The organism is Kitasatospora sp. NPDC059973, from assembly GCF_042737525.1.
GTDB lineage: Bacteria > Actinomycetota > Actinomycetes > Streptomycetales > Streptomycetaceae > Kitasatospora.
Genome location: NZ_JBHWUI010000030.1, coordinates 12,419 through 30,207, shown reverse-complemented (window position 1 = coordinate 30,207; position 17,789 = coordinate 12,419). Strand labels below are relative to the sequence as shown.

Annotated in this window: 15 protein-coding genes; 10 read left to right on the top strand and 5 right to left on the bottom strand. The window is 72.6% G+C overall.

Going from position 1 to position 17,789, the window contains the following annotated elements:
* The first annotated feature begins 118 nt into the window (after nucleotides 1–118).
* The 4 genes from ACFWA9_RS11325 (at nucleotide 119) to ACFWA9_RS11310 (ending at nucleotide 4,510) form a co-directional block, all read left to right on the top strand.
* Nucleotides 119–997, top strand: a complete 879-nt coding sequence (locus ACFWA9_RS11325; protein ID WP_380385703.1) for a nuclease — start codon at nucleotides 119–121, stop codon at nucleotides 995–997.
* A gap of 292 nt (nucleotides 998–1,289) precedes the next feature.
* Nucleotides 1,290–1,616, top strand: coding sequence for a hypothetical protein (locus ACFWA9_RS11320; protein ID WP_380385700.1), 327 nt, complete (start codon nucleotides 1,290–1,292; stop codon nucleotides 1,614–1,616).
* A 92-nt stretch (nucleotides 1,617–1,708) separates the two neighbouring features.
* Nucleotides 1,709–2,005 carry a DUF3253 domain-containing protein gene (locus ACFWA9_RS11315; RefSeq protein WP_352292887.1) on the top strand — a complete coding sequence of 99 codons (297 nt, stop codon included), beginning with the start codon at nucleotides 1,709–1,711 and terminating at the stop codon, nucleotides 2,003–2,005.
* 159 nt (nucleotides 2,006–2,164) lie between these two features.
* On the top strand, nucleotides 2,165–4,510 hold the full coding sequence (locus ACFWA9_RS11310) for an excinuclease ABC subunit UvrA (protein ID WP_380385697.1): 2,346 nt from the start codon (nucleotides 2,165–2,167) through the stop codon (nucleotides 4,508–4,510).
* Nucleotides 4,511–4,656: 146 nt separating this feature from the next.
* Here ACFWA9_RS11310 and ACFWA9_RS11305 read toward each other — a convergent pair whose 3' ends face one another.
* A complete protein-coding gene (locus ACFWA9_RS11305; RefSeq protein WP_329485179.1) occupies nucleotides 4,657–6,132 on the bottom strand; it encodes a SulP family inorganic anion transporter in 1,476 nt (491 codons plus the stop codon).
* 43 nt (nucleotides 6,133–6,175) lie between these two features.
* On the bottom strand, nucleotides 6,176–6,778 hold the full coding sequence (locus ACFWA9_RS11300) for a carbonic anhydrase (protein WP_380385693.1): 603 nt from the start codon (nucleotides 6,776–6,778) through the stop codon (nucleotides 6,176–6,178).
* Between the two features lie 521 nt (nucleotides 6,779–7,299).
* On the opposite strand from ACFWA9_RS11300, the gene ACFWA9_RS11295 reads away from it, so the two are divergent.
* Nucleotides 7,300–8,805 (top strand): alkaline phosphatase family protein, encoded by a 1,506-nt coding sequence (locus ACFWA9_RS11295; RefSeq protein WP_380385690.1) that lies wholly within the window; start codon nucleotides 7,300–7,302, stop codon nucleotides 8,803–8,805.
* 302 nt (nucleotides 8,806–9,107) lie between these two features.
* Here ACFWA9_RS11295 and ACFWA9_RS11290 read toward each other — a convergent pair whose 3' ends face one another.
* Nucleotides 9,108–9,293 (bottom strand): LPXTG cell wall anchor domain-containing protein, encoded by a 186-nt coding sequence (locus ACFWA9_RS11290; RefSeq protein WP_380385687.1) that lies wholly within the window; start codon nucleotides 9,291–9,293, stop codon nucleotides 9,108–9,110.
* Between the two features lie 345 nt (nucleotides 9,294–9,638).
* Entirely contained in the window at nucleotides 9,639–9,827 is a 189-nt protein-coding gene (locus ACFWA9_RS11285) for a hypothetical protein (RefSeq protein WP_352292899.1), read from the bottom strand.
* Between the two features lie 285 nt (nucleotides 9,828–10,112).
* Between ACFWA9_RS11285 and ACFWA9_RS11280 the strand changes: the two genes are divergently transcribed.
* The 5 genes from ACFWA9_RS11280 to ACFWA9_RS11260 all read left to right on the top strand — a co-directional run bounded on the left by ACFWA9_RS11280 (nucleotide 10,113) and on the right by ACFWA9_RS11260 (nucleotide 15,046).
* Nucleotides 10,113–10,649, top strand: a complete 537-nt coding sequence (locus ACFWA9_RS11280; RefSeq protein WP_380385684.1) for a hypothetical protein — start codon at nucleotides 10,113–10,115, stop codon at nucleotides 10,647–10,649.
* A 34-nt stretch (nucleotides 10,650–10,683) separates the two neighbouring features.
* Nucleotides 10,684–11,985: a NucA/NucB deoxyribonuclease domain-containing protein gene (locus ACFWA9_RS11275; RefSeq protein ID WP_380385681.1), complete on the top strand. Its 1,302-nt coding sequence runs from the start codon at nucleotides 10,684–10,686 to the stop codon at nucleotides 11,983–11,985.
* Nucleotides 11,986–11,992: 7 nt separating this feature from the next.
* Nucleotides 11,993–12,511 (top strand): hypothetical protein, encoded by a 519-nt coding sequence (locus tag ACFWA9_RS11270; protein WP_380385679.1) that lies wholly within the window; start codon nucleotides 11,993–11,995, stop codon nucleotides 12,509–12,511.
* A 350-nt stretch (nucleotides 12,512–12,861) separates the two neighbouring features.
* Nucleotides 12,862–14,238 carry a glucose-6-phosphate dehydrogenase gene (locus ACFWA9_RS11265; protein ID WP_380385676.1) on the top strand — a complete coding sequence of 459 codons (1,377 nt, stop codon included), beginning with the start codon at nucleotides 12,862–12,864 and terminating at the stop codon, nucleotides 14,236–14,238.
* 409 nt (nucleotides 14,239–14,647) lie between these two features.
* Complete coding sequence (locus tag ACFWA9_RS11260) at nucleotides 14,648–15,046, top strand: hypothetical protein (RefSeq protein ID WP_380385673.1); 399 nt, start codon at nucleotides 14,648–14,650, stop codon at nucleotides 15,044–15,046.
* A gap of 87 nt (nucleotides 15,047–15,133) precedes the next feature.
* Here ACFWA9_RS11260 and ACFWA9_RS11255 read toward each other — a convergent pair whose 3' ends face one another.
* Nucleotides 15,134–17,704: a collagenase gene (locus ACFWA9_RS11255; protein ID WP_380385670.1), complete on the bottom strand. Its 2,571-nt coding sequence runs from the start codon at nucleotides 17,702–17,704 to the stop codon at nucleotides 15,134–15,136.
* Nucleotides 17,705–17,789: the final 85 nt, after the last annotated feature.

Genomic DNA, 17,789 nt, shown 5'->3' with positions numbered 1-17,789 from the left:
ACGGCTCCGCACGGGCGCCGGCCCCGGCGCGCCCCGCCAAACGCGCCGACGGCACGGTCCCACCGTCCGTCCACGAAGGGCATCACAATGAGTCACAGTCCAGTCACCGGAGGTACTCATGACCATGATGCTCGTCAAGGGCCGCTACGAGATCAAGAACTTCGAACCGGACGGCGACACCGTCCACTTCCTCCCCGACGACCCCGGCTTCTGGCCCGAGCTGCCCGGTGAGCACAAGGTCAAGCGGAACGCCCACGGCGGCGCCGGCCTCCGGCTGGACGGGATCGACGCACTGGAGACCCACTACCAGGGAGTCGGCCCCGACTTCGTGCACCAGCCGCTCGATCTGGGCGCCCACGCGGCCCGGGACGCCCTGCTGACCTGGCTGGGCTTCACCGGCGTCACGCGCGGGGCGGACGAGAAGGTCACCTCCGCCACCCCGGACACCGTCCCCGGCTTCGTCCTCGCCAGCGGCGCCGACACCTACGGCCGCTGCATCGCCCTGGTCGGCCGGGGCACTCCGGCGCCGGACGCCAGGAGCGGGACGATGATCAGGGTCGACGTACCGCTCCTCCGCCAGAGCGCCAACCACGAACTGCTCTCGCGCGGCCTGGTCTACCCGACGTTCTACTCGAACCTGCCCCGGGAACTTCGCCTCGACATGGCGGCGACCGCCCGGCAGGCGCAGGCCGCGAAGGCACCCGGCAGCGTCTGGGCCACGGACGTCACCCACAGCGGCGCCGAGATCGAGGACCTGAGCTCGATCACCGACCGGCTGGTCATCCTGCCCAAGCTGTTCCGGCGCCTGGCCGACTACCTGCGCCTGTTCGGCCCCTCCCTCGACTCGCTCCCCGCCTACCTGGCCGGCGCGGACGACGAGTTCTTCCTCTCCGAGCAGACGACCTCCACCAGAGGCCTGCACCGCGTGATCGACATCAACGACGGCACGGTCAAGCTGCGCCCCGGCATCGAGGACATCGTGTTCGTCGAGAAGTGAACCAGAAGTGAACCGGAAGGCCGACGGCAGGGGTGCCGCCGGCATCCTCGGGCTGCTGCGTCCGTTCCTGGCCGGTGCGGAGGCGAAAGCAGGGTGACCCGGCCCGGGGGCCGGCGTCCGATGCACGCCCCGGCCGAGGTGGCCTTCTCCCGCTCGCACATCCTCGGCCCCGCACCGGGTCAGGACTGCCGTGACGTCCCTTCTCCTCCCCCGCCGGGCCGGCGGAGGCAGACGGCTCGGCGATCAGCTCCTCGGCTCGCGCCGATGGCCCCGGTCTCCGAGGATCATGCCTGTGGGCACCCAGCGGCAGGGACCTGAGAAGACGGCCGACGGGCACTTCGTCGTGATCGACGGCCGCCGGTGGCGGGCGACGGACCCGTCCCTGCCCGAATCCACGGCCGCTCGTCTGCGACACCACCTGATGGCGGCCCGCCGCGCGGTGCGCGCCGCCCTGGCGGCGGGGGACTCGGAGGCGGAGCGCGAGGCCCGGTCCCGCGTGCATGCGGCGAAGACGGCCCTCGGGGAACGGGGGACGCCGTGGTGGGAGCAGTCCGCCCGGGAGCGCCGCGAGCGATGGGAGCGGGGCCTCGCGGACCTGGACGCCAGGAGCGAGCGGTGACGGCCACGGCCACCCGCACCGGACTCTCCGAGCACCGCTCCCACGCGCGCCTGGTCGGGCCGGCCCGACCGGCCCAGTGCGATACTCGGGTGGTGGCGAAGGATCCGCAGAAGGTCGACCGGCTCGTCGAGCGGACCATTCTGACTCTGCTGGAGCGTCGTGGGCCGACCTCCTCGATCTGCCCCTCCGACGCCGCCCGGGCGGCGTACGCGGGAGAGGGCGAGGGATGGCGCGCGTTGATGGAGCCGACTCGCCGGGCCGCGTGGCGGCTGGCTTCGGCGGGTGAGGTCGAGGTCACGCAGGCCGGGCGCCCCGTCACGCCCGCCGAGGTCCATGGCCCGATCCGCATTCGTCGAGCGCGGGGACGAACGACCCGCACCGAGCCGTAGGTCATCCCCGCCGTCCCGATGGTGGTGGCCGGTGAAGGGCGCCGTGCTGTCAGAGCGCGCGGACGGCGGCGGCGCGAGGGCTCCCCGCCGGGGGCTCGCCGAGTGCGGCGCGTCGCGCGCAGCACCCCGTCCCCGTGGGCCGCGCCTACGATGGCGGCCATGGCCGATCACGCTGCAGCAGGCGAGTCCGTCATCCGTATCGTCGGAGCGGCCGCCAACAATCTCGCCCAGGTGAGCGTCGACCTGCCGAAGAAGGCGTTGACCGTGGTCACCGGGGTTTCCGGGTCCGGCAAGTCCTCACTCGTGCTGGACACGATCGCCGCCGAGGCACAACGCCTGGTGAACGACTCGTACCCGTCGTTCGTGAGGAACCGCCTTCCCCACATGCCGGCGCCCGAGGTGCAGTCGATGAGCGGTCTGACGTTCACGGTCATCATCGATCAGCGCCGCTTCACCGGAAACGCCCGGTCGACGGTGTCGACGGCTTCCGACCTCGCTCCCCTGCTCAGACTCGTGTTCTCGCGGATCGGCGTGCCCTCCGCCGGATACTCGCCGGCCTACTCCTTCAACGATCCGACGGGCATGTGCCCCGCGTGCGAAGGCCTCGGCACTGTCGTCGACATCGATGTCGAGGAGTTGATCGATCCGGAGAAGAACATCGACGAGGGACCTGTTCGATTCAGCCAGTTCCGTCCCGGTGTCTACCGCTGGAAGCGCTTCGCCTACTGCGGGCTGTTCGACCGGGAGAAGCCGCTGAAGGACTACACGCGGGACGAGATGCGGCTGTTCCTCTACGCGGATCAGCTGAAGCTGCCTAATCCGGATCCGCGCTTCCCCAAGACCGCCCGCTTCGACGGCGTCGTCACCCGGATGCGGGACGTGTACGTCAAGAACCGTCCGACCAAGATCTCACCGCAGGTGCGGGAGGAGCTGGACCGTCTGACGACGCACCGCGTCTGCCATGAGTGCGGCGGAGCGCGCCTGAACGCCGCGGCCCGCGCCAGCCTGATCGAGGGGCGCTCGATCGTCGACTGGTCGGCGATGCCGGTGGCCGAGCTCCGCGAACTCCTGGCGGCGCTGGAGGATCCTCGGGTGGAACCGGCCCTCGACGGGATCCGGCGGACCTTGGACGCACTGCTCTCCGTCGGGCTCGGATACCTCTCGCTCGACCGCGAGTCGTCGACGCTGTCCGGTGGCGAGGCACAACGGGTCAAGATCGTCCGACACCTGGGCAGCGCCCTCACCGACATCACCTACGTCTTCGACGAGCCCTCGACGGGCCTGCACCCCGCCGATGTGCAACGTCTCAACCACCTCCTGCTGCGGCTGCGCGACGCCGGCAACACCGTGGTGGTCGTGGAGCACCACCCCCAGGTGATCCGAATCGCCGACCATGTGATCGACATGGGACCGGGGGCGGGTTCACGGGGCGGGCTGGTGCAGTTCGAAGGTACGCCGAAGGCTCTGGCCGGCAGCGACACCGTCACCGGACGGCTGCTCTCGACGCCCCTGCCGCTCGCACGCGCCAACCGCGGGCCGCGAGCCTTCGTCCGCGTGGAGAACGCCTCCGCGCACAACCTCGCCGGCTTCGACGTCGACATTCCGCTCGGCGTCCTCACCGCGGTCACGGGCGTGGCGGGTTCCGGCAAGAGCTCGTTCGCCACCAACGAACTCCCCCGGCAGCACCCCGAGTTCACGGTCGTCGGGCAGGACCCGCTGCGCGGCGGGGTACGGTCGATGCCGCTCAGCATCCTCGGCGTCGCGGACAGCGTGCGCGAGGCGTTCAGTGCCGCCTCCGGGCTCGAACCGGCCTGGTTCAGCTTCAACTCCAAAGGCGCCTGCCACACTTGCCGGGGCAGGGGCTACATCACCACCGAACTCGCCTTCCTCGACGACGTCGCGACACCCTGCGACGTCTGCGGGGGCGAACGCTTCAACCCCGCCGCCATGAAGGTCCGGCTCGACGGCCGGACGATCGCCGACGTCCTGAGAATGCCGGCGGGCCCCGTGGCGGACCTCTTCGCGGACCGCTCCGACATCGTGCGGACGATGGGCTGGCTCGAACGCGTCGGACTCGGCTACGCCGCCGTCGGACAGTCGCTCGACACCCTCTCCGGCGGCGAGAAGCAACGCCTCCTGCTGGCCCGGCACCTCAGCAGCTCGCCCGGCTTCGCCGAGGAGCGGATCGTCCTGGACGAACCGACGACCGGTCTGCACCCCAGCGACGTCGAACGGCTCGACCTGCTGTTCGCCGACCTCGTGGACGCCGGTGCGACGCTGGTGGTCGTGGAGCACAACCTGCGCGTCGTCGCCCAGGCCGACCATGTCATCGACATCGGCCCCGGAGCCGGGACGGACGGCGGCCGCCTGCTCTTCGCCGGCCCGCCCGCCGAACTGCTGCGCCGGGCGGACTCCCTCACCGGACGCGCCCTGGCGGCGGCCACCGAACAGCGGGGTACCGGGGCCGCCTCCCGCAGCGCGGTCGGCGCCACCGCCGCCGGGTGACGCCGCGGCCGTTCCTGAGTACCGCCGGATCCGCGGGTTCGGCGGGGCGGCACGGCGCGGGCGGCGGAGCGGGCACGGCAGCGACGGCCGATCCGCCGCTACCGCGCCGTCGCCTCCTCGGAAGCAGCAGACCCTGGCAGCGGCGGTCAGACGCCGACCGGGACGCGCACCACGAGCGCCTCACCCACCCGGTTGTGGCGCTCCTCCCAGGTCTCCAGCGCCGTCCGGCAGGCGTGGTCGAGGTGGCGCAGGCCGGTCAGGTCCAGGTGGACGGTCCGGCCGGCGGGCAGTCGCTCCAGCGTGTCCAGGAGCCGGGGCAGGCGGAGGAAGGTCGCGTTGCCGGCCAGTGTCACCCCGACCGTTCCGTCCCCGCGCTCGTCGACCTCCACGTGCAGGTGCGAGGTGTCCCAGGCGCTCTTCAGCACGGAGAGCAGCAGGCCGAGCAGCACCCCCTCGAAGAGGTTGGTCACCACGACGGCGACCGCCGTGGCCATCAGGATCAAGGCCTCCCCGCGGTGCGTCCGCCACAGCGGAACGAGCGCCTTCGCCGGCACGAGCTTGGCCCCGGCGTGCACCAGGACCCCGGCCAGCGCGGCGAGCGGGATGACCGACAGTGCGGCGGGGAACAGCGCGGCGAACAGCAGCAGCCAGAGGCCGTGCAGCACGCGGGAGGCCTTGGTCCGCGCCCCGGCCTGGACGTTGGCGGCGCTGCGCACGATGACGGCGGTCATCGGGAGCGCGCCGAGGGCGCCGCAGACCGTGTTGCCGACCCCCTGGGCGATCAACTCCCGGTCGTAGTGGGTGCGCGGGCCGCCGTGCAGGCGGTCCACCGCCGCGGCGCTGAACAGGCTCTCCGCCGAGGCGATCAGGGCGAACGCGAGCACGGTGCCGAGGACGCCGACATCGCCGAGCGCCGCCAGGTCCGCGCCGCCGGGGAGGTCGATCACCCCGGCCAGGCCGGCGACCTCGACCTTGCCGACGGAGAGGTCGAACAGCGCGGTGGCGGCGGTGGCCGCGGCGACGGCGGCCAGCGGCGCGGGCACCGTCCGGACCCGGGCGGGCAGCCGGGGCCAGAGCACCAGAACGGCTATGGTGCCGATGCCGATCGCGGCGGCGGTGAGCGCCCGCGTCGAGGTCACGGTGTCGAGGACCAGGCCGGGAAGGCCCGCCAGCTTGTCGAGTCCGCTCCTGGGCGCTTTCGCGTCGGCCAGCGCGTAGAGCTGGCCGGAGATCAGCACCAGGCCGATGCCCGCCAGCATGCCCTGGACGACCGAGACCGAGATGGCGCGGAACAGGCGCCCGAGCCGCAGCGCGCCCATGCCGATCTGGAGCAGTCCGGCGGCCGCGGTGATCACGCCGAGGGTGGCGAGCCCGTGTTCCTGCACGGCCGCGAACACCAGGACGGTGAGGCCCGCGGCGGGGCCGGACACCTGGAGGCTGCTGCCCGGCAGCAGCCCGGTGAGAAGCCCGCCGACGATGCCGGTGAGCAGGCCGAGTTCGGCCGGGACGCCGGAGGCGACGGCCACACCGACGCAGAGCGGCAGCGCGACCAGGAAGACGACGAGGGAGGCGGCCAGGTCTGCCCGCAGGTCGGCGGGCCGGAGGGCGGGACGACGGATCATCAGGTCCTCGGTTCGATGGAGTGGACGGAGGGCAGGCGGCCGGTCACAGCGGGAGGAAGAGTCCGGAGTCGGCCCGGTGCGCGAGCACCAGCCCGGTGTGGACCTCGTAGAACCAGCCGTGGATCCGGACCCGGCCGTCGACCAGTCGCGTCGCGATGCCCGGGTAGCCGCGCAGCTGTTCCAGCTGGGCGAGGACGTGCCGTTGCACGGGCCCGGCCACGGTCGGGTCGAAGACGTCCGTCCCGTCGGCCCGCAGAACGCCGCGGTCGGCGTTGCCCAGCCAGGAGCGGACGGCGGGCGCCAGGCTGAGGTCGTCGCCGCGCACCACCGCGCCGACGGCCCCGCAGTGCGAGTGGCCGCACACCACGATGTCGCGCACGCCGAGGACGTCCACGGCGTATTCGATGGTGGCGGTCTCACCGGAGGCGGAGTCCGCACGGTAGGGCGGGACGATGTTGCCCGCGGTGCGGAGTTCGAAGAGGTCGCCGGGCGCGGCCCCGGTGATCAGGGCCGGCACCACCCGGGAGTCCGAGCAGGTGATGAAGAGCGCCTGCGGCGACTGACCGGTGGCGAGGCCGTCGAGTTCGCGGCCGGCCCGGCCGGCGCGCTCGGGGAAGGCGCGGGCACGGTCGATCAACGGTTCCATGAGGGCATGCCTCCTTCTGCCTCCCGCCACGGACGGCGGGCGGGCGATCGGGATCGGGCAGGGGACGTTCGGCCCAGGCCCCGGGCCCGGACCGGCCGTCGGGCGCGGCGGAGCCGCCCGGCCGGTGACCTTCGGTGATCCCCCGATGACCTGATGCATCGTCAAGCGCTAGTAAAGCACGGCCATGAAGAAGGTAAAGCCCGCATCTGGGAGGAAAGTGCGCCGGTCCGGTTAACATCTTGTTACCGCGTCGTGCCGGAGCGGTACGGGGTGCGGGCGGCACGTCCGGCGCCGGGCCGGCGCTCCGGCGCGCGCCTCGTCGGCCGCGCACGGATGATCACGAAAAGATAACCGGTCTGAACCCACGTTCGGGAGTTGTTCACGCAGCCGTGCGTTGTGTGAGGCCGGGGCATCGCCGTGCGGCTCCACACTCTTCGGCGGGCGGCCACCCCGAGCACGTGTTCCCCCCGGCCGTCCCGTCCCGCACCTCCCCCCATCTCCCCACGGGAGTTCCTGTGCACATGTCCCGTTCCGTCCGGGCCGCCCTCGCCACGGTCACGCTCACCGCGGCACTGCTACCGCTCACCGGCGTCCAGGCCTCGGCCGCCACCGGCCCGTACAAGGGCCTGCCGAACGGCACCAGGACGGCCAAGACCCTGGTGATCGGCGTCGACGGCACCCGGTACGACAAGCTGCTGACCGCCGACGCGCCCACCATCAAGGCGTTGATGGCCTCGGGCCTCACCGCGACCGGCAACCTCTACGCCAACCCGTTGGCGCCGACCCTCTCCGGGCCGGGCTGGTCCACCATCGCCACCGGCGTCTGGCCGGACAGGCACAGCGTCAAGGACAACACCTTCGCCGGCTCCCGCTTCGACCTCTACCCGGACTTCGCCACCCGGCTGGAGACGGCCTCGCCCAGCGCCTCCACCCTGGTCGCCGCCTCCTGGAACCCGATCGCCGACAACGTCTTCCACGGCACGGCGGACCTGCGGATCGACGAGAGCGAGAACGACGTCAAGACCGCCTCGGACGCCGCCGACTACCTCACCAACGGGAACCCGGACACCACCTTCCTCCACTTCGACGAGGTCGACGAGGCGGGCCACAGCTACGGCGGCACCAGCTCCCAGTACGCCGCCGCGATCCACTCGGTCGACGCGCTGGTCGGGCAGGTCGTCCAGGCGGTGCGCAGCCGCGCGACCTACGCCTCCGAGGACTGGCTGATCATCGTCACCACCGACCACGGCCACACCGACGCCGGCGGCCACGGCGGGAACAGCGCCGTCGAGCGCCAGACCTTCCAGATCGTCAACGGAACCGGCTACGCCGCCGGTTCGACCCGCTTCGACGTCAAACCGGTCGACATCGCGCCCACCGTCCTCAAGCACGAGGGTGTCGCCCTCCAGCCGGCCTGGCAGCTGGACGGCAAGCCGATCGACGAGATCGTCCCCGACGCCTTCGACGCCCTGCGCCCCGGCCTGCAGACCCGGGTGGACGAGACCGGCATCCCCGCCACCACCAAGGGCTGGACCCGCACCCCGCCGTCCGGCTGGACCATCGACAACTCCCGGATGCCCAGCGGCGGCGTCACCGAGTGGCGGGGCTGGGCCTTCGCCACGGACGAGTTCTGGACGGCGGCCCAGCTCGGCCAGTCCCGGGAGACCAACGTCCGGGCCCGCAACGTCTTCGCGGTCGCCGACTCCGACGAGTGGGACGACAAGTCGCACGGCACCGGGCAGTTCGACTCCACGCTGATCAGCCCGGCGTTCCCGGTCAGCGGCACCCAGGCCACCGTCTCCTTCGCCACCGACTACAAGGTCGACGGCCCGCAGACCGGCGACCTGTACGTCGTCTTCGGCACCGGCGCCCCGCAGTTGGTGAAGTCCTACCGCAGTGACCTCAACACCTTCGAGAAGCTCCAGGTCACCGTCCCGGCCGGCGCGACCACGGCACAGCTCCAGTTCCGCTACACCGGCACCAACAGCGCGTTCTGGACGGTCGACCAGGTCTCCGTCACCTCCTGACGCACCACCCGCCCGGGACACGTCGGCCCGGAGCAGCGGGCCGCCACGGCGGAGGGCGGTGGCGGGAGCAGCGGCACCTCCCGCCACCGCCCTCCCGCCACCGCCCTCCGGCCTGCCGTCGTGGGCTCCGGCCGCCGGGGGCGCCCGTCATCCGTCCCTCACCCGCCTGCCGTAGCACGGCCGCCAGGGCCCGGTCGGGGGCGCCGGAGCGGGGCGCGTCCGCCGCCCGACCGGCTCGGGACGGTGCGGGCGGGACCGGCCGGTGGCCCGCCCCGCCCGCACCGTGTCGGACGACGGTCAGGTCAGTGCCGGCCAGCCTTGCGGCGGCGCATGACCAGGACGGAGCCCGCCCCGACCAGCACGACGGCGGCGAGCAGGGTCAGGCCGACGTTCGCGCCGGTCGAGGCCAGGCGGTCCGAACCACTCGCCGCCACCGACTCCGAGGGCGAAGCCGAGAGCGAGGGCGAGGCCGACTCGCCCGCGGTCACGCCGATGGTCGAACCCGTCGAGGGGGTGACCGTCGCGGTGGGGCTGGAGGAGGCCTTGCCGGTGGGCGACGCGGAGATTGGTCACCATTCGCTGTCAGAGGTGGTCGCAGAGGGGACGCCGACCGGTCCGACCGGACCGGTCACGGTCGTCTCATGCCCCTCAGCGCTGTCGCCGTCCCGCGCGTCACACTCCGGACGTAACAGTTCGGACACCACTGTGCGTGCCGACCGCCGCATCGCCCCCGACTACGTAGCGCCACCGACCACCGGGGGCGACCGACAGCCGAGCCCTCCGGCGCGATGCGAGGGGCCGGTGGGCGAGCTGCCCCTGCCGAGGGCCGTGCCTCAGGGGGCCGTCCGCTCGGCCGGTTCCTCCAGACCGAGCACGGCCAGGAGCAGCTGCTCGTCCTCCAGGTCGCGGGCGTAGGCGGAGATGACCTCGCGGGCCCGGTCCGCGACCGTCCCGTCCGGGGGCCGGGCCACCCGTTCGAGCGAGCCGCCGAGTGTGGAGAGGTCACGATTCACGGCTGACACTGCTACCTCCTCGTTGCCTTGTTCGGAAGCCGACCGCCCACGCTACTGCGGCCGGCCGGCGCGGGCACGTCCGGCCGCCTCGCCCCCGCACTCCGGCGCCGAGCGGACCGGCCGGTCCCCGCCCCGCCCCCTCGGCGGGACCCGGGCCCGGCCCGGCCGGGGACGGCGCGAACCAGGGCGCACGCGGGCGAAGGCGATCCACTCGGATGACAGCATGTGTCCGCGCGATGACTGGATGTCACGTTCAATGGGTAGTCCACGAACAGTCAAGCGAGGAGAAGCCGGATGAAGGGCACGTCCCGGATGAACAGCACGACCCCCCGCACGGCGCTCCGCCTCGCGGCCGCCGCCCTGACGATCGCCGCCGCGACCGCCTTCACGCCCAGCACCACCGCGCGGGCCGACCAGGCCGCCACCGCGTGCGCCCCCTCCCCCACCTACCACCTGCAAGCGCTCAACCGCTACGGCGACTGGGAGCGCGCCGCGGAGGTGGACGCCTCGATCAACGCGTGCGCCTTCACGCCCGCCAACGAGTGGACGTTCGACGTCGCCCAGGCCGCACCGAACCGCGGCTACGGTCTGGCCGGCTGGAGGATCCGCGCCTGGTTCCAGAACCAGGACCAGACGCCCGACTACCGCACCGTCGTCCTGAAGATCCGCGTCGACCACTGCTACCCCAGCGGCACGTGCGCGAACGACCTCGCCGCGTTCGACGTGAAGCACCGGCTCTTCCGCGACTCCTACACCCGGCAGGTCATCACCGACACCTCCACCGAGGTGATCGGCGACCCCCGCGGGTGGCGCATCGACCCCCGCTCCTGAGCCCCGGACTCCCCGAACAGGAATCGAGGCAACGATGCGCTCGGACCGCCCCACCCACCGCCGGCCCCGCCGACGCGGCGCCGTGACCGCCCTCGTCACGGCGCTGCTGACGCTGGCCACCGCCGTCGCCGTCACCCCCGCCCGCGCGGCGGGCGCCGGCGACGCCGCCGCACGCCGGGACTACGTCCTGCTGGCCCCCGCCCACGTCCCCCTGACCGAACCCGGCCACGAACAGCCCCTCGACCAGCTCCTCGGGCGCATCCGCGCCATGGAGCCCGGTCCCCACGAGAACCACGCCCCCCGCACCGCCAAGCGCTCCGGACAGGACGACCTGCCCGCCTACGAGTGCCGCGAGCAGGACGCCGCCTTCCACGACCAGGGGTACGGCAAGTCGCGGTTCGTCACCTGCCAGGCCTTCCACCTCCACCCCACCCACGTCACCTGCTGGTGGATCTTCTGCTCCGTCACCGGCAGCGCGGACGCCGAGATGACCGACGTCCAGTACGGCCACAACGTCCGCCGCGAGGTCGACGTCGTCCAGGTCCTCGACAACTGGCGGCTCGAAGGCGACATCGCCGAGGTACCGCTCAGCGTCGACGTCACCTGCACCGCCCGGCCCGGGTTCGGCCCCTGCGTCGTCGACAGCGGCTTCGGCGGCCCCTACGTCCAGCCGATCGGGCTGTGGGCCGCCGAGGGCTCGATCACCAGCCGCTACTACTCCTTCCGCCAGGACTCCGCCGGCGGCATCGGCAGCGCCCTCATCAGCTACGCCGACCTCGCCGCGCACGTCTCCGTCATCGGCGAGGGCGCGGCCAACCCCTACGACGGCCCCAACAGCGGCATCCGCTGCGACTCCGCCTCCTACCTCGTCAGCACCGCCTCCGGTGAGGGCTGCGTCTTCCCCTGGGTCACCGAGACCCTGCACCTCCACCGCGCCGACCACCCCGAGTCCGCCGACCACATCGTCACCGCCCAGTACCACCCCGACCAGACCGTCCCCGACGCGCCGAACAAGCAGATCCCCGGCGCCCCCGGCGCGGCCCCGCTGCACCGCGTCGCCGACCAGAGCGCCATCGACGCGCACCGCGTCGTCGCCGTCGCCGCCTGCCTGAAGTACTTCCCCGACTACGCCCACGAAGGCCTGGACTGTGACGAGTACCCCTTCGCGTCGACCCTCGAAGGCGCCGACGACAACCTCAAGAACTACAGCGTCGAGCCCATCCACGACTGGGACAACCGCGGCTCCGGCGGCCGGCTCAGCGGCTTCTACCAGAACCGGCGCATCCTCGGCAGCGACTTCACCAATGACCCGTTCCACGTCCAGATCGACCCCTGAGCCGCTCGTGGACCCCCGCGCCGACCGGCCCCCGGCCGCACCCGTCGGCGAACCCGCCGCCGAACTCGCCGCCGAACTCGCCGCCGAACTCGCCATCGAGGTGCGCGCGGAGAACCACCTCTTCCACCTCGTCGACACCGCCGCCCCGCCCAGCGGCGACGCCGACGACCGGCCGCCCACCCCGGGCCCCGGCCGGCTCGCGACCACCGCGGGCGGCACCGTCACCTTCAACAGCGCCCTGTCCGACCACTACCCCCACGTCACCCTCCAGTACTGGACGGCCCGGCCCCCGGCCCCGCCCGGCCACTGGCCCCAGCACATCCGGCTCACCGTCGACCTCGAAGGCGGCCGCCTCGCCCTCACCTCCGGTGTCTCCCACCTCCCGGCAGCCGCCGCGCTGCCGCTCCCACCCGGCCACTACACGCTCGCCGCCCACCGCGGCGCCCTCCACCCCACCCCGTCCCTCCTCCCCCACCGGGCCGAGCACTGGCTGCTCCAGCTGTGGCCCCACCGGCACCCGTCATGATCCTCGTGGGCACCGCCCGGGCGGCTCGCGGCAGCCGGGGGCCGTCCGGTGGGCACCGGGACCGGTGACCGGCGACCCGAGGCGCGACGCCGCTCCGCAGTGCGAGCGAGTCGACACGTGGGGTTATATCGTCCCTCCATGAGTGATCGTCAGTCGGGGCCGGGCCGGGCGCACCTGAGGGGTCCCGGCGGTGTTCTCACGGAAACGGCCCCGGTGCGAGTGCCGCAGCGGCGGGGGCCGTCCGACGGTTCCGCGTGGTCAGGGGCCGGGCCGGGTGGAGCGACCGGCGCCCGGGCGGCCCACCCCGGCCGGCCGGGCGGGCGTGGATCCGTGCGACCGGGAGCCCGGCGGTGACCGCCGACGCGCTGGTGATCTTCGGCATCACCGGCGACCTCGCGCACAAGATGACCTTCCGATCGCTCTACCGCCTGGAGGCGGCCGGCCTCCTGGACTGCCCGATCATCGGCGTGGCCCTGGAGGACTGGTCGCACGACCACCTGGTCGCCTCCCTGCGCGAGGCCCTGCGGACAGCCGGTGAGGAGGTGGCGTCCGGGCCGCTCGAACGGCTGGCCCGACGGCTCTCCTACCTGCGGGGCGACTTCACCGACCCGGCCACCTACCAGGCGCTGAGCGCGCTGCTGGAGGGCGCCGCCAGGCCGCTCTGCTACCTGGAGATCCCGCCCTCGCTGTTCGGCCCGGTCGTGGAGGCGCTGGCCGCGGCGGGCCTCACCGCGCACGCCACGGTGATGCTGGAGAAGCCCTTCGGCCATGACCTGGCCTCCGCCAGGGCCCTCAACGCACGGCTGCACCGGGTGCTGCCCGAGGACCGCATCCTGCGCATCGACCACTTCCTCGGCAAGCAGCCCGTGCTGGACATCCAGTTCCTGCGGTTCGCCAACTCGCTGCTCGAACCGGTCTGGAACCGCGACCACGTGGCGGCCGTGCAGATCACCATGGCCGAGGACTTCGGTGTGGAGGACCGGGGAGCGTTCTACGACCCGGTCGGCGCGCTGCGCGACGTGGTCCAGAACCACCTCCTCCAGGTGCTCGCCCTGGTCGCGATGGAGGCGCCGGTCGGCCCCGGCCCGGACGCGCTGTGGGACCGGAGGGTCGATGTCTTCCGCGCGACGGCGGACGTCGATCCGGCGCACTGCCTGCGCGGCCAGTACGAGGGCTACCTCGACGTACCCGGCGTCAAGTCCGGCTCGGTGACCGAGACCTACGTCGAACTCGGCCTGGAGGTCGACAACTGGCGGTGGAGCGGAGTGCCCTTCTCCATCAGGGCCGGCAAGGCCCTGGCCGCCAGGGCCACCGAGGTACGGGTGGTCTTCAAGCGCCCGCCACGGCTCGCCTTCCTGGACCAGCCCGCGCACCCCGACGCCAACGAACTCGTCCTGCGGATCGACCCGGACCCGGCGCTGCGGCTGGGCATGCTCTCGAAGGAGGCATCCGGCCGCTCGGCCCGGAGCGTCCACCTCAGCCTGTCCTTCGCCGCCGAACTCGGCAGGCCGCCCGAGCCCTACGAGCGGCTCCTCAACGACGCGCTGACCGGCGACCGTTCGCTGTTCACCCGGCAGGACGTCGTGGAGGAGACCTGGCGGGTGATCCAGCCCCTGGTCGACCACCCGCCGGCGCCCGTACCGTACGCGCGCGGGACGTGGGGACCCGCCCCGGGCCTCGGCCGCACCACCTGGCGGCCGCCCTGGCTCTCCAGCCCCCACCCGTAGGTTCACCACGCGCCGCACCGCCGGCCGGCCGGTCGGCGGTGCGGCACGTCCGAACCGCGGTCCGTCAGGGGATAACGGGAGCGCCGCCCGCAGGCCGGACCGGGCACGCGACCGGGACCGGCCCGGCGGCGCCACGCCCGCGCCGTCCCGCATTCCCACGCCGACGGCCGCGGCCGAGCAGGTGCGGCGGGCTTGCGTGGAGGCGGTCCGGAGGGACTCGCGGCGACTCTTCGACGCGCCACGGCCGGTGTCGGGCGAGGACCGTGCACGGCTGTCCGGCCTCGGTGCCGTCAGTCAGGCACGTGCGCGCCCTGCAGTCATCTGACGGATGCCGCCCGGGTGACTGCACCGGGACAGTGGAGGTGTTCCGCACACATCCCTCTCGAAGCACACCCGAGGAGTCATCACCATGAGGAAACTGTCGAACGGGCTCGCCAGGACGGCCGGCGCCCTGGGCCTCACCGTCGCCGCGCTGACCGGCCTGTCGGCCGCCCCGGCCTCGGCGAGTACCGCGGCCGCGGCCGGCTGCACCAAGTACTACTCGAACGAGAACATCCAGGTCCAGGTCGACAACTGCTCGTCCGGCTGGGTGTGGCTGTACGCCGCCGACCCCGGCACCTACTTCAAGGCCACCGTGGTCGTGACCGACTCGTTCGGACACGTGCAGCCGGAACTGGCCGTCGACCGGGGCAAGTCCACCGCGAAGAAGTTCGAGGAGGTCCACAGCTTCCACCTCTGCGGCACCAAGTACCTCAGCTGGGCTCCCCCGACCTGGAAGACCTACTGCACCAACGAGATCTACGTGTGACGGACCGGCCGTGACGGCGGGGGCGGTCCGTGTGGCACGGACCGCCCCCGCCCCGCCGTCCGAGGTCCGTCAGGACGGCGGGAGCGCTCAGAACTGGGTGCTGACGGTGACGCCACTGAAGTCGGTGACGGCGTACAGGCTGAGGTAGCGGTAGCCGGCGGTCGGGTTGGTGACGGTGAGGGACTGGGTGGTCCCGGTGCCGGTGGAGGAGGCGGTGAAGGCGCTGGGCGAGGCCCAGGTGCCCGGGTTGTAGTACAGGTGCGCGGTGCCGGTGCCGCCGGAGGTGGTGACCTTGAGCGTGGAGGTGCCGGCCGGCAGGTAGACGTACAGGTAGTCGGTGCTGCCGGCGGTCGCGGCGCGGCCGGTGCGCGAGCAGTTCCGGCCCATCGCGTCGGCGCGCTGCTCGGTGCAGGTCGGCAGGGTGACCGGGGCGGCGGTCACGGTGACCGAGGCCGGGGTGGTGGCGGTTTTGCCGGTGGTGTCGGTCGCGGTCAGGGCGACCGTGTAGGTGCCGGCGGCCGCGTAGGTGTGGCTCGGGTTGCGCTCGTCCGAGGAGGTGCCGTCGCCGAAGGTCCAGTGCCAGGCGGTGATCCGGCCCGGGCCGGTCTGGACGGACCGCTCGGTCGCGCTGACGGTCGCGCCGTTCACCGACGTGTCGAACAGCGCGGTCGGGCCCGCCGCGTAGCAGGCCCCGGCGGCGCAGGCGGTGAGCCAGGCGTCGAAGTCGGCGTCGTAGGAGGTGCCGAGGCCGTTGTAGACCGCGTAGCCGCCGGTGTAGTCGCCGACCCGGAAGCGGGCCAGCATGGCCTGGACGTCGGCGGGGTGCTTCTCCAGCATGTACCGGACCGCCAGGTAGCCCCAGGCGTAGACGCGGGTCGAGTCCGAGTTGCCGTAGGTGTTCTGGAAGACCGTGCTGAGCTTGTAGGTGTGCGCGGCGGCCTGGGCCATCGCGTCGGTGTCGGTGGTGGCGCGGTAGCTGTAGGACATGTACTCGGCGAGGCCCTCGACCCACCAGATGTCCGGGACGGACGTCTGGGTGGCGAAGCTGCCCTTCATGTCGTAGATGCCGTCGAGGTAGTGGGTGTACTCGTGGTTGAGGTTCCACACCCGGGCGGGGTCGCCGTTGTTCCACGCCTTCTGGTACATGACGTTCGCGGCCCGGTTGTTCGGGTCGGTCGGGTCCATGACCGTCTGGCCGCCGTTGTCGGTCGAGTTGCCGAAGATCGCCCACGAGTAGGTGGTGTAGTCGGCCTTGTTGGCGAAGACCCCGAGGGTGACGGTCTTGTCGTACTGGTTCGGGATCGGGCCGTTGTCCTTGACCACGTTGTGGAAGAACGCGTCCTCGTTGCGCAGGCTGGCGCAGACGGTGGCCAGCTCGGCGGCCGACAGCGCCTGGGTCTGGATGGTGCGGTTGTCGCAGACCAGTTGGTGCGGCAGGACCACCGCGGTGAGCTTGGCGGGCAGGTCGCAGATGCCGTAGTAGGAGCACTGGCCGTTGTCGTAGACGGTGGCCTGGAAGGCCGTGTGGACGTACAGCGGCGCGTCGGCGGTGAGGAGCGGCGCGGCGTCCAGCACCCGCTTGACCAGCGGCTTGGCCACCGCCTCGACGGTGGCGCTCGTCCCGGCCATCCGCGCCAGGTCGTTGCCCGCGTTGGTGTCGAGGACGGCGTTGGGGCCGCTGAGCAGGTCCTTGTGGTTGATCGCGAAGTTCGCGAGGGAGGTGACGAGGCGCGGGTCGGCGCCCAGCGCGCTGACGAAGGCCGGGTTCGTGTTGCCCCGCCAGAGCGGGAACCGCAGCACGGAGTTGACCGCGCCGACCATCTTCGGCAGGGCGTTGTAGGAGTTGTCGAAGTCGTCCAGCACCCGCTGGTAGACGCTCAGGTAGGCGCCCTGGATGTTGGCGCTGTCGGTGAGCGTCAGCACCTCCCTGAGCACCTCGCCGTTGTTCTCGGTGACGTCGTGCCAGCGGGCGCCGGCGAAGAAGGCGTCCAGGCCGGCCTTGACGCCGCTGGTGAGCGTGGTGTCGTACGGGCCGGTCGCGTCGGGGTAGTACGACTGGATGTAGTAGCCCACCCGCAGGAAGAGCACCAGTTGCAGGATGCCGGTCGAGTTGTCGCCGGTGTAGCCGGCCGCCAGGTCCTTGAACGCGGCGGCGACGGGCAGCATCCGGGCCTGCTTGAAGATGCCCGGGTCGGCGCTGCCGTTGCCGAACAGCGAGGAGACGCAGTCCGTGGTCGAGCCCTTGAGGAACGCGACCAGGTCGGCGCCGGAGCGGGCGGCGAAGTCGGCCGGGGTGCAGCTCTGCTCGGCGGCGCCCGCGAGCGCGGCCGAACGGGAGCGCGCCGCCACGGAATCGGGGCGGGCCGGGGCCGGCTCGCCCATGAGGGTCTCGCTGAGCAGTGCCGGGGATATCGGGACAGCGGGGGCGGCGAGGTCCTCGGACCGGGCCGTCGTCACGCCGGGGCCCGAGGGGCCGGCCGGCTTCGAGGCGGCCGCGGCGGCCGGGGTGGCCGTCGGGGCCGGGCCGGCCGTCGCGATCCGGATCGGTCCGTCGGCGGCGGGTGCCGCGAACGCCTGGGCCGGGAGCACGGCGGTGGCCGTGGCGCAGCAGGCGATGACGCCGGCCGCGAGGGTGGAGAGCCGTGTGCGCAGTTGCACGCCGAGTCCTTCTGCGAGTGGGGGCAGCCTGACGTGAGGTCAGGCTGAACGAAGGAAATCGACACGGATCCTGCCATCGAATGGG

Excerpts from the sequence above, each read along its gene's own strand:
- ACFWA9_RS11310 (WP_380385697.1), top strand. The coding sequence starts at position 2,165 with ATGGCCGATCACGCTGCAGCAGGCGAGTCCGTCATCCGTATCGTCGGA.
- ACFWA9_RS11260 (WP_380385673.1), top strand. The coding sequence starts at position 14,648 with ATGAGGAAACTGTCGAACGGGCTCGCCAGGACGGCCGGCGCCCTGGGC.
- ACFWA9_RS11275 (WP_380385681.1), top strand. The coding sequence starts at position 10,684 with ATGCGCTCGGACCGCCCCACCCACCGCCGGCCCCGCCGACGCGGCGCC.
- ACFWA9_RS11305 (WP_329485179.1), bottom strand. The coding sequence starts at position 6,132 with ATGATCCGTCGTCCCGCCCTCCGGCCCGCCGACCTGCGGGCAGACCTG.
- ACFWA9_RS11325 (WP_380385703.1), top strand. The coding sequence starts at position 119 with ATGACCATGATGCTCGTCAAGGGCCGCTACGAGATCAAGAACTTCGAA.
- ACFWA9_RS11300 (WP_380385693.1), bottom strand. The coding sequence starts at position 6,778 with ATGGAACCGTTGATCGACCGTGCCCGCGCCTTCCCCGAGCGCGCCGGC.
- ACFWA9_RS11295 (WP_380385690.1), top strand. The coding sequence starts at position 7,300 with ATGTCCCGTTCCGTCCGGGCCGCCCTCGCCACGGTCACGCTCACCGCG.
- ACFWA9_RS11280 (WP_380385684.1), top strand. The coding sequence starts at position 10,113 with ATGAAGGGCACGTCCCGGATGAACAGCACGACCCCCCGCACGGCGCTC.